The following is a 13,500-nucleotide window of genomic DNA, read 5'->3' as shown; positions in this document are numbered from 1 at the left end:
AGACGACTGCATTTCAAGGCTGATTCTCCGGCAGGTGAACGTCGAGATCGGCTTGCACCGGTTCGCCGAGCAAGCGTGCAAGGACCGCCGGCGTGTCGCTATCGACGACCAAAAAACGGGGCAACCGGAAACGCGGGGCATCGCGATCGATCATGCGGCCGCCCAGTTCGAAGGCCGCGCGATATCCGGCAGCGCTTGCCATTCGAACGAGTTCGTCGTCGACGATCCCGAACGGCCACGCGAGTACATCCACATGCGTTCCAAGATGCGTTTCGAGGCTGGCGCGCGATTTGCGCAATTGCATCGTCGCGAATGCTTCGAAGGCGTCATGCGACAAGCGGGCGCGCTCGGTGTTGAAGTTCGGATGCCAAAACGTATGCGATTGCACGTCGAACGAACCGGTCGTCTGTAGCGCTTGCAATTGGTCCCAGGTCAGCGCGTACGAGGCGTTGGAAATCGCCGACGGATAGATAAATAGCGTGATCGGCAAACGCTCGCGTAGTGCGATCGGCTGCAGCGTGTCGAATACGCTCCGATGTCCGTCGTCGACCGTCAACGCGATCGCCTTCGGCGGCAAGCTGGCTCGTTCGCCGTCGAGCCAATCGAGAACGTCGCGCAGCGCCACGAAGCGGTAACCGTGCGCCCGAAGCATGCTCAATTGCGCCTCGAACGTTTCGACGCGAACCGTCATCGAATCGGCGGCGGTGAGTCCAAAGCGGTGATAAACGAGTATGGCCACGCGCGGTACCGCGTCGCTTGCGATGGCCGGCAGGGCCCAGGCGGCAAACCATGCAAGCGCAAGGGCGAGCGCTGCGCGACGCAACGCCTGCGGGAAAGTTTTTGGGCACATATTGTTCGGCATTGGCTACGTCGCAAGGTAGGCGGCCCTTTTATCTTCTCGCATGGGCCCGATCCGTCGTCTGACATCGATCAAGCGAGGCGGCCTGCCATCGCCGCGCCCCATTGACGTGCGTCAACGCGTGAGGGCTCGAGCGATGCTCTACTGCGGCGAACAACGCTCGTCATCGAACCTTCCCGGCTATGACCGATATCGTCACGCTCACCTTGAATCCGGCCGTCGATTTGTCGTTTTGCGTCGATCGTTTGGTTCATACGCGCAAGCTGCGCTGCAACGAAGTCCGCCGGGATCCAGGCGGAGGCGGCATCAACGTCGCTCGCGTCGTGCGGCGGTTGGGCGCCGATTGCACGGCCCTATATCTCGCCGGCGGCCGTGCGGGGCGAACGCTGGCCGACTTGCTGAAGACGGAGCGCGTGAGTATCGATTGCGTGCCGATCGCACAAGAGACGCGCGAGAACGTCGCGGTCAGGGAAACGTCGACGGGGCACGAATACCGCTTTGTCGCCCCCGGTCCGGAGGTTTCGCCCATGGAGGCGCAAGCGTGCTTCGATCGGTTGATCTCGCTCGATCCCGTGCCGCGCTGGCTTGTCGTCAGTGGTAGCTTGCCGCCGGGCATTCCCGCGGACTTCTACGCGCGTATTGCGCGCGCGGCGAGAGCGAGGGGGACGCGCGTGATCCTCGATACGTCGGGCGATGCGCTCGAGGCCGCGCTCGACGAAGGCGTCTACGCGGTCAAGCCGAGCATAGACGAGCTACGCGAACTGACGGGCGAGCCGCTCGAAACGCAAGGCGAATGGAGCGAGCAAGCGCGGCGCCTCGTGTGCCGCGGCAACGCGCAAATCGTCTTGCTGACGTTGGGGGAGCGTGGGGCTTTGATGGCCACCGAGGGTCGCGTCGAACAAGTCGACGGGGCGGGGGTACCCGTCGTCAGCGCGGTTGGCGCGGGGGATAGTTTCTTGGCCGCTTTCGTCTGGGCGATAGACCGAGGCCTGCCGGCGAAAGAGGCGCTGCGCTACGGGGTGGCCGCAGGCACCTCGGCCGTGCTGCGCGCGGGCACCGTGCTGGCGCAGCCGGACGAAATCGAGCGGTATTACCAAGCGTCGGCTATGGCCGACGCGGCCCCAACCCGCCAGGCGGGTTAGTCGACGAGACGAATGCCGAACACCGTGGCTTGCGACAGACGAACGCGCTCGGCTTCGCGATGACGCGCTTCGAACGAATAGTCGGAGTCGAGCGGCAGATGCGGCGAAGCGAAGAAATCGCTGATCTTTTGAATGAGGGCGAAAACGTAGCTCATGGCAACTCCCGGTTAAATGCGTCTTAGGGTTATCCCTTAAGACTGCATTCTAGGGTTTTCCCTAGCCAAAAGCTAGTGCGTTGCACAAAAATTTTCGAAAAAGCCCCGTGTATCGGTCAAGAGCGGGTATGTTGCGTTGCGTCATTACAACGCAGGCATCGCTGAGCCTGGCGGTTAGCGGTCTTCGCTTGCTGCTGGTACCAGGATCAGCAGATGCTGTTGCGGCCCCGGGAGCAGCGGCGCGGGCCGGCCGTGAACCCAGTCTTCGTGGCCGGCCAGAAAGTAAGCGCTGAACGGATGGCCGCTTTGCCCACCCGGCATATTGAAGATCCCGTGGTCCTCATGACTGGGCGACACGACCATTCGCTCCGATTGCCCGAACGCCGGCGCGGCCACGCGCGGCATATTACCGTCGCCCGGCAGCGGGTCGGCCGGCGCGGCAAGCCATCGCGATAGCACAGGCATCGCGGAAGCCATCGGGTGCTCGAAGTGCGACGTGTTTCGGCGCCCCCAGGTCGCGCCGGCGAGCGGAACGGACTGCGCCGTCAATTGCGCGATGGTCCGGTCGACGGCGGCAAGTTTCACCGCTCGCCAACTGTCTTGTCCCTTCGGCAGCCAGCCGGGCGGCTCCTCGTCGACGAGGCGCGCTACGACTACCGGCCATCGCGGCGTTGCTTGCGCAATGCTCGCATTCGGGTCGAGCTTGCGCATTTGCACATCGGCGGCACCGAAGAGCGCTCCGTAGAGGTTGTGCAAAAAGCCGCGCGTCAGGCGGTACCCGACGGAGTCGATGCAGGCACATCCTTCTTCATCGTGGAGCAGCAATCGCTTGAACTCGGCGCGCTGCGGGTGGCCCGCCAGCGCTTGCTCGTCCAGTACGCGCAACGCGCGCCGGCGCCACGGCGCTAGGAACAGTGCCCGATCGTCGAGGCTCGGCGCATAAGCGTCGCGCTCATCGAAAGTACGGCGCGCCGCGAGGTCGTCACGGATCTGCCGCGCACGCGCACCCAAATCGGCGCCGCCGTCACCGATCAGATCGTAGCCGCCCCCGGCCAATTGGCGCGCATTCGCGGACCACAACTGCCCAGACGGCGGATTGACGATGGACGGGTGCTCACGCGCCGGCAGCAAGCCGTCGAAGCCCAGGCCGCGGGCATCGGACGGATAAGGGAGCGTATCGCTCCATCGCGAATGCCGGTTGGGCATCGCTCCGGCGATGGTCCAGCCGATGTTGCCGGCGGCATCGCCCGCGATCAGATTCTGAGCCGGAATGCCTGCCGCCGCCCCGGTCGCCAGCGCTTCGGCCACGCTTTCGACAGCCTCCATGCGCAGCAGGGAAACATCCACCGCGCCAGGATCGTTGGCGACCCATTTGACGGCGTACCGTTTGCCGCCTACCTCCCAAACCGGCCCGAGCGCGGTCTCGGCGACACGCAGCGTTTCGGCGGGGCCGCCCTTGACTTCCAGTATTTCGTTCTCGAACTCGATCGGCGCCCAGCCGCCGGCGGTTCGGTAAGCGTTCGGATGCCGCGGGTCCGACTGCAATTCGACGAGGTCGAGGTCGTTGCCGTAGCCGTTGGTGAACCCCCAAGCGACGGCGCCGTTGCTGCCGGCCACCGCCGCGGGCGTGCCCGGCAGCGTCACGCCGACGATACGCCGCATCGCGCCCGCCGCCTCCGGGTACTCGAACACGACGCGATACCAGATATTTGGCAGGCGCAGATTCAAGTGCATGTCGTTCGAGACGATGGCGCTACCGGTGGCCGTACGCGTGCCCGCTAGCGCCCAGTTGTTGCTGCCGATCTCGGTGCCGAACGACACCTGCCCGAGCGTTTGCGGCGACGGGCCGCCGAGCCAGTTCGGCGCAAGCTTGCCGATAGGCGGAGCATCGCAGGCAACGGATGGCGCGTCGAGCGGTGCATCCCATTCGCTGCATCCGGGCAATAGCACCGCTAAAGCTTGCGCATCCGTATGCGCCCGCAGCCAAGCTCGCGCGAACTTATAGTGACGCTGACTTTCCTGCAGGTCGAAATACATCGCCCAAACCACGAGCAAGCTGTCCTGTGGACGCCAGGCGAGCGGCTTCGTGCCCAGCGCTAGATATTCGAACGGGCGCACGCTGAGCGCCGCCAGTCCGGCATTCACGCCCGCGGCGTAGTGGTCGAGAATGGTCTTATCGGCCGGGGACAATGCCGTCAACGCCTTACCGGCGACCGAGTCGAATCGATAGATTCTGTGCGCACGGTCAAGCGGGAGGGCGGCAGGACCGATCAAGGCCGCGAGCGTTCCGGCGGCCGAGCGGCGCAATAGATCCATTTGGAAGAAGCGTTCTTGCGCATGCACGAAGCCCGTCGCGTAAGCCAAGTCCGCGCGCGTGCCGCCGGCGAGCGTAGGGACGCCCTGAGCGTCGCGCGCAACGGATACCCGCGATTGCAATCGAGGCTCGACGCGAGTGCCGTCGAGAACCGGCATGCTGAGCGCGATCGCTGCAACGGCCGCCAGCAACGCGAGTATGCAAGCGGTAACGATGAGCGCGATGCATCTTGTAAGCCAGCGCCAAGCGTTGTGTCGTTTCGGAAGAGCGATTTCCATTGGGCATCGATGCGCTGCGGTTGCGGATGGGAAGCACGATAGGAAGCAGCTTCGCTTCGGATAGACGGCGCCATGACGCCTGCGCGGCCGCGGTGCGTTTCTTTGCTAATCTATGCGCCGCTGCGTCGAGGCGCACTCGAACCGACCTTTAGGATACACAATGAAATTCGACGCCATCGTGCTAGGCGCGGGCATTGTCGGCGTATCTGTCGCCGATCATTTGCAACAGATGGGTTTGGCTGTCGCCCTCGTGGACCGGAAAGCGCCCGGCACCGAGACGTCGTTTGGCAATGCCGGACTGATTCAGCGAGAGGGCGTTTATCCGTATGCCTTTCCGCGAGCGTTGAGCGATTTACTGCGCTATGCGCGCAACACCGCGCTAGACGTACGCTATCACGCCGATGCGCTTCGCGAACTCGCGCCGTTCCTTTGGCGCTACTGGCGTAACTCCGATCCGGCTCGGCATGCCGAGATCGCGCGTTACTATGCGACGTTGATCGAGCACTGCGTGAGCGAACATCGGGCCCTGGCGGTGCAAGCCGGCGCGAGCGATCTGCTACGAGCCTCCGGATGGATCAAAGTATTCCGGACAGAGGCCAAGCTGGAACGCGAGACTTCCATCGTCGAGCGGTGGCAACGCGAATACGGTATCGAATTCGAGGCACTCGATCCCGCGCGCCTGAAGCAACTCGAACCCGACCTCGCCGATTCGTTGACCGGCGGTTTGCGTTTTACCGCGGCCGAATCGGTCAGCGATCCGGGTGCGCTCGTCGCGGCCTATGCACGGCATTTCGCGTCCATCGGCGGGCAGGTTGTGCCCGGGGACGCGGCCACGTTGCGCGAGGGGTGGTCCGTCGAAACGCAAAACGGCCGCATCGAATCGAAGCGTGTCGTGCTCGCATTGGGGCCCTGGTCCGGGCCGATGGCGGCTCGGCTCGGGTACCACCTGCCGCTAGGCATCAAACGCGGCTATCACATGCATTACCAAGCAAACGGGCAGGCGCGCCTTCGTCACCCGGTACTCGATGTCGAGAACGGATACCTCATCGCGCCTATGATGCGCGGCATCCGGTTGACGACCGGAGCGGAATTGGCCCGATGCGATGCGCCGAAGACGCCCGTGCAACTCGACGCGGTCGAGCCGATCGCGCGCGGTTTGTTTCCGCTCGGTACGCGTCTCGACCCCGAGCCGTGGATGGGCCGGCGCCCATGTACGCCCGACATGCTGCCGATCATCGGGCCCGCGCCGCGACACGAGGGGATGTGGTTCGCTTTCGGACACGCGCATCACGGATTGACGCTCGGGCCCGTGACGGGCCGGTTGCTCGCGCAAATGATGCTGGGCAAGGAGACGATCGTCGACCCCGCGCCATTCCGGGTCGAGCGGCGGTTTTGAGCGCGGGGCGCCGCCGCGGCCCGCGCCGCCCCGAACTCACGGCCGCGGCATAGGCGGCCGGTTCATCACTTCGATAGCTTGAACGTCGAGACGGCGCCGTCCAAATCCGCCGCTTGGGCCTCGAGCGTGCGAGCCACGTCGGCGGCCGCTTCGATAAGCGCGGCGTTTTGCTGTGTGGCTTCGCCGATCTGGGCGATTGCGATGCCCACCTGCTCGATGCCGGCCGACTGCTGCCGCGAGGCGACGGCAATCTCGGCGATGATCGACCGCACCTCGTTCACGCGAGCCGTGATCCCACGCATGGCTTCGCTCGCTTCTTCCGCGACCCGATAGCCGCCTTGCACCATGGTGGTCGATTCGGCAATGACGGCATCGATCTCTTTCGCCGCCGCGGCGCTGCGTTGCGCGAGCGCACGTACTTCAGCCGCGACGACGGCGAAGCCTTTGCCGTGCTCCCCGGCGCGAGCGGCTTCCACGGCCGCGTTCAGCGCGAGAATGTTGGTTTGAAAGGCGATGCCTTCGATGACGCTCGTGATATCGGCGATGCGCTGCGACGAACCGTTGATCGCACTCATCGTCGAGACCACGCGCTCGACCGCGTCGCCGCCGCCGGCGGCAGCGGTCGCCGCCGCATCGACGACGCTGCTCGCCCGCGCCGCGTGGTCGGCGTTTTGCTGCACGGTGGTCGTGATTTCCTCCATGCTCGCGGCGGTTTGTTCGACGCTCGCTGCTTGCGAGGCGACCCTTGCGGCGATATCCCCGCTGCTCGTGGAGATGCGCGCCGTGCCGTCGGTGACGCCCGCGCACGCCTCGCGTACGTGCGCGACGATGCGTGCCAGCCCCTCGCCGACCCCGTCGACCGCATCGACGAGACGCCCGATTTCATCTTCGCCGATACGTGCCTCGGCGCCGGATCCGTTTTTGGCGCTAAGCCGTACGCTCAGATCGCCCGCCGCCAATTGCCCGGCGGCCACGGCCACTTGCTCCAGCGGGCGGCTCACGAGACGACGCACGACGATCAAAAAGACGAGGGCGAAGGCTACGAGCAGACCGAGTGCGATCGCCGCGAAGCGATTGCGGATCGACGTAACCTCCGACATCACCTCGTCGTTGACGGCGACACCGCCGATCAGCCACTGCCATTCGGGCACGGTCACAAAGGAAACGGTCTTCTCGCGCTCGCTCGTTTCACCGAGCGTCGAATCGGCGGAAGCGTAGTCGATACGGCCTTTCTTCGTATCGAGCATTTGCGAATACGGACCGTTTCGGTCGTCGAAATGCTCGCCCGGAGAACCTGGATGGACGATGAACTTGCCGCGCTCGGCGCCGTTCGATGCGTTGACGACGAAGTAGTAGCCGCTCGACCCTACCTTCAGCGCGCGAATCTGTTCTTGAAGCGCCTGGATTTGCTCGTCGACGTCCACCCCGACGAACAGTGCCCCGATGATGCGGCCCGATGCATCGGAGACGCTCTTGTACTGCGTGATGTACCGCTTGCCGAATAGCGTCGCCAGTCCCGTATACGTACGGCCCGCCATGACAGGCCCGTAGGCGGGGCCCTTGCGATCGAGCAAGGTTCCGATCGCGCGCGAGCCGTCTTGCTTCTTCAGCGAGGTGGTCACGCGGACGAAGTCGTCCCCGCTGCGAGCGAATACCGTTGCGATGGCGCCGCTGCGCGCCAGGAATTGGTCGGGCACGGCGAAGTCGAGGTTCAACACATGGTCGCCCGCTTTGAACGTCGGCGTGGCCGTCCCGTTGATATCGACTTTGCTCGTCTCGTCGAGCGAGAATCCTCCCGGCAGGAAGCTTTCGAACAGCGTCATCGTACGGCCTACTTCAGCCGATAGCGAATGGTCGATAACGGCAATCGTTTGCGCGATCGAATTGTTCTTTTCGTCGATTCGCTTCATGACTTGCTCGCGCACCTGGCCACCGGCTGCGTGGGTCAGTGCCCACGAAAAAGCGATAAAAATCAACGCGACAAGCACGCAAGAAAAAGCGACGAGCCGCGCGCCGATACTTAGGCCACGCCGACGAGTTATAGTCATTGAAAATCCCAGATATTGAATAAATGGCTATTGGCATGGCGCGTAAAGGCAATAGTGTTGCTTCGCGCTTACCCTCGACTGCTCCCTAGAACCTAAGAGCAGTCATGGTTAACGGCAGTTGTTCGGCGAACTTGAGGGACGATCGGACAAGGCGGGGTGGCGGCTGCCATTGGCAGCCGTCGAATTCAATCCGGATGGCCTTTATCGACGGGTACGTCGATCCAGCGTTCGAGCCAAGACACGAGTCTGCTTAGCATGTCCAGGCGCTGGCGCGGATGGCCGCGCTCGAAGAAGTGGTGATCTCCTTCGGGATATAAAATCATTTCCGCGGGCGTATGGGTTTGCGTCGCGATGGCGGTGTAAAGCTCCTCCGATTGACAGCGGGGACAACGTTGATCGTCTTCCCCCTGAAGAATCAAGGTGGGCGTCCTAATGTTCTCCGCATAGGTCAATGGAGAAAGCTCGCGCATGACATCGCGCCTAACCTTCGGTTCGCCATACATGGAGTGGGCGTCCGCGTAATAGCCGCTATCGGAAACCGCGTAATGGTTTTCGAGGCTCGTGACGGGGGCGGAGACGATCGCCGCGCGAAATGCGGTGCTGTTGCAAATGGCCCAAGCCGTTAGAAAGCCTCCGTACGACTTCCCGGTAATGGCCAATCGTTCATCGGTTAGCCCTTCTTTACGAAGCCGCTCGACGGCCGCTAGGTGCTGATCGAGGTCGAGTTTGCCCCATTTTTGCCGCAATCGTTCACTGAAGTTGCAGCCGTAGCTGCTGGAGCCGACCGCGTTGAGCGCGAGAATGGACCATCCATGGCTGGCCAGCAGATACCAGTACACGTGCCAATTGAAAGAGAATACGACATAGCTTGCCGGGCCGCCGTGTACATCGACGAGCAGCGGACTCGCGCTATGGCAGCCGAGAGGCCGTATCAGCCAGCCCTCGATCGATTCAGTGCCGCCGTTGCCGTCGGGTACGTCGAACATCCTCGCCTCTACGTGCGGCAAACGCCGATCGTTCCACCAAGCATTGAGTGCGGTGAGCTGAACCTCGCCGCCGCCGTCCAGGCCGCACGCGTAGACGTTGCAGGGGTTGCCGATGTCCTCGCTGGCGAAAACAAGACGGTCGCCGGCCAGGGAGAGCGAACTCAACTGACGATCGCCCGCAACCACAGTCGTATAGCCGCCGTCCAAGGTCAGGCGAACGGCGTGCTGGCGGCCTCGGCACGACGCCAAAAAGATGAGGGCGTTCGAATCGCCATCCCATGAGAGGCTGTCGCTCGACGCGATCTCGACATCGTCCTCGCCTAGTCGTCGAATGTTCTGCGTGGCGAGTTCGAACAGCCAGAGGCGCTCGATCGAATCGCCATCGGCGCGGCTGCCGCAGAAGGCGATCGATCGACCATCGGGCGACCAGCGCGGGTCGCTGACGCTCGCGATGTCGCGGGTGATTTGGCGCATATGGCTGCCGTCGGCGTTCATGATCCACAAATCGGTGCGGTGCGCGAGACGTCCCTCGCGCGTGCGGCTGAACACGATCTGCGCGGCATCGGGAGACCAAGCGGCGCTCTCGACCTCGTAGCTTCCGCGCGTCAATTGATGCGATTCGCCAGTGCCGACATCGATACCGAATAGATGGACCGTGGCATCGAGCGTATAACCGACGCCATCCAACTTGTAGGGCAACCGCCAAACGATTCGCGGCGGGGGCGGCGCATTCTGGGCAGGGTCTTTCGGCAGCTTCGAAGGCTGGCTCAAACATTGGGGTTCGAGTTCGACCGTCGATAATGCTAGGAGGTGCCTACCGTCCGCAGACCATTCGAACGACATGACACCCGTGGGGACATGACAAAGCTCGAATGCTTCGCCGCCGTCTATATCGATCTGGTGAACTTGGGGGCCTCCGCCGCGGCTCGATACGAACGTCAACGAACGCGACCCCGGTCTCCATCGCGGGTGGCGGTCCGACTGGCCGTTCGTTAATCGGTATGCGTCCGCTCCGTTAAGCGGCACGAGCCAGATGCGACGGACTGTGCTTTGAGTCGCCTCGTCGACGCTCGAGACTTGACACGCGGCGATCTCGGCCGACGGCGAATACCGCAGTTCCGACGCCACCTCATAGCGATAGAGGTCTTCAGGGACGAATGGCTTTTTCATGATCGTTTTACTGGCGGCGCCCGCATTGGTTTGATGCCGGGCACGCGTGAGCCGCACGTGCCCGGGCGAGGTGACGCTATAGTCGCTTAGCGTTCGCGCTTTTCTTCGCTGCGCTCTTGTTCACTACGCTTTTCTTCTCGACGCTCTTCGCGGTTTTCTTCTCTATTTTCTTCGCGACGGTTCTCGTCGGCCTTCTGGTCGCGCTGCTGGGAGGATTGGTTCGCAGCCATGATGAGTACTCCTATGAAGGTGAGGTCGCCGATATCCGGCTCCCTTCTTGAGCACCGCACATGCCATGCGGCGGCGGTCTATGGCGACCTCGATGCGGCCGATACCAGGCCACATCGCGTTTCGAGCGCGTCGCCGCCACCGATTGAAAGAATCTGCCGCGGGCAGCGGGTGGGCATCGGTTTCAGGCGTTGCCATAGAACCGATCGAGTCGACGCGGGGCGGCATCATATAAAACAAATCCGTGGCCAGGACATACCGGAGACCATCGAAATAATTGTTCGGCAAGAGCAAAATGTCGCCGAAAGTGGCCGCGCTCGAACCGCTCGCCCGCTGGTCGGAGGAGGCGTCGGAGCAAGGCGGCGTTGTCCGCCGGAAAATATCGGTGCGGGATGAAGCCGGAGGGCAGAGCGCGAGCAGGGCCGAACGGGTTCAGGGAGATCTCGCGGTCGGTTAATAAATTACTAATAGACCTTGATGTTTAGCCCCCCGGTGCGGGCGCAACCGATGCTCCGGCTCCTCGCCGAACCGCTTTTTTCCGCCCGTATACGGGAATGTACTAGGGCCCAGCGTTAGTAATAATAAATAATATTATATCCGCCGACACCCGCTCCTCCACCGCAGGACAGCCTGCAAGCCGCGCCACGGGGCGCGCGAGCTGAGTTCGAGGGCCGGCTTTTCCATGCAAACCGGCGATGGCGCCGGTCATTCCTAGATGGTCGTACCTGTCCGGTAACGGCTACCTGTCGATTGTTTAGTTGTCCTGAATGATTTTCATGTAATCCGATACGCGTCTATTGGAGGGATCATGACGTTTAGAGCATCTGGGCTGGTTTCATTGATGTTGTCGGCCGCCGTTGCGTTGACGGCGTGTAACGGCGACTCATCGGGCGGCGGAACATCGGCGAGCGTGGCCAATGCGGCGATCGCGCCCTCGAGTACCGCGGTCTCGAGCGTGAGCGCAGTAGCCGAGGTAGGCGCCGCACAGCCGTTGCCGTGCGACGCGGCGGCCGACGCAGGCACGCCGTGTTCGGCCGCGCATAGCGTGACGCGCCTTTTGACGAAACACTACGCGGGACCGCTGTTCCGGCTCATCCGAGCCTCCGACGGCGCTTCGAAAGACATCTATCCCTATACGTCGCTGACATTGCCGCACGGTTCGACGCGCTCGACGATCGGCACGACCAATCTGAAGAGCGTTCAGTCGTTCTGCAATAAGACCTCGTGCGCGGTGTCGTACATCTACGACCAGGTCGATCTCGTCGCTTCGATCAAGGGCGGTGCCTTCGGCAATGTGCCCGCGACGCTGAGGTTGAACCAGGACGGCACGCAATCGTTGACGCTGCCCAGTAGCGGTCCAGGTTCGCAACATCCCGTCACGGTCCCGGTGTTGAACGGCTTCGCCACGATCACGCTGCCGGGGACCCAGGGGCAACTGAAGGTGCAGTTGCAGCAGCCGCCCGCCGCGCTGACCGCTCAGTCGCCGACCTTGCAACTCGCGGTCGGCAACGATCTGCCGGCAGTGGGCAGCGCGCCCGCGAAACTGTCGTTCGTCTCGTCCGGCACAGGGCAAGTGCCGGCGCTCTCGACGTTGGCGGGCCAGGCGTACCGCAACCGGTTCGGCACCGTGAATCAGTCGATCGGCGACAGCGACATCGCGGAGTATATGGTGGCGGGCGCGCAGTACGACCAGTCCTCCACCTGCTGCGGAACATACGGCAACATGGAGAGCAGCGCGGATCCGAGCACGTACGTGCACGGCGAAATCGAGGGCGAGATGTTTGCGCTGGCGTTTTCCGACGGCGCCGCGGCGGTGTTCGGGTATTGCCAGGGGGATTCGAACCAAGCGCCGAACGTGAAGGATCCGGTCTGTAACGGACTCAATGTGAACTGGCCGGGCGTGGATGCCGAAGCGGGCGTCTATCTCTACGGCCCGCAACAGCCGTCGAACGAAAAGTTCGTCACGGTGCTATCGAAGTATTCGCCTATCACCGGCTCGAACGTCTTTGCCGTGAAAGGCGGGTCGGCATCGCAGGGCGTGCTGACCGCGCTATACGACGGCGTCCCGCCGCAGGCCTATATCTTCGGCAACAATGCGGGCCACGCCTTCAACGGTCAGTGGCAAGGCGGCCTCTCGCTGGGCGAGGGCGGCGACGGCAGTCCGGCACCCGTGCAATTCTTCGAGGGCGCGATCATCACGAAGGCCACCTTGAGCACGACGGACGATGCGATCCAATCGAGTATCGCGGGCTTCTACGGTCCCTCGAGGGATCCGCACGGCGATGCGTGTTATGCGGGCAATCTGGTTAATTTGCCGCTGAGTCTGACTGAACCCGAGGCTTGGAGCCAGAGCAACGGCGGCACGGCTCAGCCGGCCACGGACATTTACGGTTCGAGCCAGCGCGCGGCGCTCGTCACGGCCACGAACGGGTCGCCGGTCGCGAATATTCATGAAATCATCCGCGTTCAAGGCGGACAGAGCTATACCTTCAGCGACTACGTTCAGGCGACGACCAACGCGACGGTGTTCCCCGGGGGCTCGATTCAAACCGACGACCCGAGCGGTACCGAATTCGCTTGGGCGCTCGACACGAACACGGGCGCGATCGTGCGTGGAACGTGGGGAGCAGGGCAGCCAACCGCGCTGAGCGCGGTGAAGACCGGCAATTGGTGGAAGATCACGATGACGTTCACGGCCCCTGCGGGGTCGAATAACGCATCGATCTTTATCGATCCGCCCACGGCGAACGCAGCCGGCGTCCGCTCGCAGCAAACGCCTTACCTCAGCGCGACGCATTACTGTCCGAGCTTGTCGATGATCGCGGCGTCCACTATGTAGCGGGTGCCGGGTACCCATCGCCGCGTGGCTTTTTCCGGCGGCGATGCTTTCGCGCGCGGCGCGCTTTCGATCCGGTTTGTCGACG

General features: G+C 63.2%; 9 protein-coding genes. 3 read left to right on the top strand and 6 right to left on the bottom strand.

The window, feature by feature from the left end; translation table 11 throughout:
* Positions 1-13 precede the first annotated feature (13 nt).
* Positions 14-850, bottom strand: coding sequence for a polysaccharide deacetylase family protein (locus DXT59_RS17560; RefSeq protein WP_116138175.1), 837 nt, complete (start codon positions 848-850; stop codon positions 14-16).
* A gap of 191 nt (positions 851-1,041) precedes the next feature.
* Between DXT59_RS17560 and DXT59_RS17555 the strand changes: the two genes are divergently transcribed.
* Positions 1,042-2,001, top strand: a complete 960-nt coding sequence (locus DXT59_RS17555) for a 1-phosphofructokinase family hexose kinase (protein ID WP_116138136.1) — start codon at positions 1,042-1,044, stop codon at positions 1,999-2,001.
* On the opposite strand, the gene DXT59_RS30705 is transcribed toward DXT59_RS17555, so the two are convergent.
* Both DXT59_RS30705 and DXT59_RS17550 read right to left on the bottom strand, forming a co-directional pair.
* Entirely contained in the window at positions 1,998-2,156 is a 159-nt protein-coding gene (locus DXT59_RS30705; protein WP_162878125.1) for a hypothetical protein, read from the bottom strand. The genes DXT59_RS17555 and DXT59_RS30705 overlap by 4 nt on opposite strands.
* A 174-nt stretch (positions 2,157-2,330) precedes the next feature.
* Positions 2,331-4,748: a penicillin acylase family protein gene (locus tag DXT59_RS17550; RefSeq protein WP_116138135.1), complete on the bottom strand. Its 2,418-nt coding sequence runs from the start codon at positions 4,746-4,748 to the stop codon at positions 2,331-2,333.
* A 160-nt stretch (positions 4,749-4,908) separates the two neighbouring features.
* Here DXT59_RS17550 and DXT59_RS17545 point away from each other — a divergent pair, with 160 nt between their 5' ends.
* The gene (locus DXT59_RS17545; protein ID WP_116138134.1) at positions 4,909-6,144 is read left to right on the top strand and encodes an NAD(P)/FAD-dependent oxidoreductase; all 1,236 of its coding nucleotides are present in this window, start codon (positions 4,909-4,911) and stop codon (positions 6,142-6,144) included.
* A gap of 65 nt (positions 6,145-6,209) precedes the next feature.
* Here the strand turns inward: DXT59_RS17545 and DXT59_RS17540 are convergent, their stop codons facing one another.
* The 3 genes from DXT59_RS17540 to DXT59_RS30700 form a co-directional block, all read right to left on the bottom strand.
* Positions 6,210-8,192 carry a methyl-accepting chemotaxis protein gene (locus DXT59_RS17540; protein ID WP_116138133.1) on the bottom strand — a complete coding sequence of 661 codons (1,983 nt, stop codon included), beginning with the start codon at positions 8,190-8,192 and terminating at the stop codon, positions 6,210-6,212.
* 185 nt (positions 8,193-8,377) lie between these two features.
* The gene (locus tag DXT59_RS17535; RefSeq protein WP_116138174.1) at positions 8,378-10,348 is read right to left on the bottom strand and encodes a S9 family peptidase; all 1,971 of its coding nucleotides are present in this window, start codon (positions 10,346-10,348) and stop codon (positions 8,378-8,380) included.
* 86 nt (positions 10,349-10,434) lie between these two features.
* Positions 10,435-10,578, bottom strand: coding sequence for a hypothetical protein (locus DXT59_RS30700; protein WP_162878124.1), 144 nt, complete (start codon positions 10,576-10,578; stop codon positions 10,435-10,437).
* An 806-nt stretch (positions 10,579-11,384) separates the two neighbouring features.
* Between DXT59_RS30700 and DXT59_RS17525 the strand changes: the two genes are divergently transcribed.
* Complete coding sequence (locus tag DXT59_RS17525) at positions 11,385-13,415, top strand: arabinofuranosidase catalytic domain-containing protein (RefSeq protein ID WP_116138131.1); 2,031 nt, start codon at positions 11,385-11,387, stop codon at positions 13,413-13,415.
* The last annotated feature ends 85 nt before the right edge of the window (positions 13,416-13,500 follow it).

The sequence above is a fragment of the Trinickia diaoshuihuensis genome (assembly GCF_003390925.1).
Classification (GTDB): domain Bacteria; phylum Pseudomonadota; class Gammaproteobacteria; order Burkholderiales; family Burkholderiaceae; genus Trinickia; species Trinickia diaoshuihuensis.
Note: the sequence above shows the minus strand (reverse complement) of the source record. Positions and strands in the feature narration are given on the sequence as shown.

Bases quoted from the DNA above. Each gene is read 5' to 3' on its own strand.
- DXT59_RS17550 (WP_116138135.1), bottom strand. From the start codon at position 4,748: ATGGAAATCGCTCTTCCGAAACGACACAACGCTTGGCGCTGGCTTACA.
- DXT59_RS30700 (WP_162878124.1), bottom strand. From the start codon at position 10,578: ATGGCTGCGAACCAATCCTCCCAGCAGCGCGACCAGAAGGCCGACGAG.
- DXT59_RS30705 (WP_162878125.1), bottom strand. From the start codon at position 2,156: ATGAGCTACGTTTTCGCCCTCATTCAAAAGATCAGCGATTTCTTCGCT.
- DXT59_RS17535 (WP_116138174.1), bottom strand. From the start codon at position 10,348: ATGAAAAAGCCATTCGTCCCTGAAGACCTCTATCGCTATGAGGTGGCG.
- DXT59_RS17545 (WP_116138134.1), top strand. From the start codon at position 4,909: ATGAAATTCGACGCCATCGTGCTAGGCGCGGGCATTGTCGGCGTATCT.
- DXT59_RS17560 (WP_116138175.1), bottom strand. From the start codon at position 850: ATGTGCCCAAAAACTTTCCCGCAGGCGTTGCGTCGCGCAGCGCTCGCC.
- DXT59_RS17540 (WP_116138133.1), bottom strand. From the start codon at position 8,192: ATGACTATAACTCGTCGGCGTGGCCTAAGTATCGGCGCGCGGCTCGTC.
- DXT59_RS17555 (WP_116138136.1), top strand. From the start codon at position 1,042: ATGACCGATATCGTCACGCTCACCTTGAATCCGGCCGTCGATTTGTCG.
- DXT59_RS17525 (WP_116138131.1), top strand. From the start codon at position 11,385: ATGACGTTTAGAGCATCTGGGCTGGTTTCATTGATGTTGTCGGCCGCC.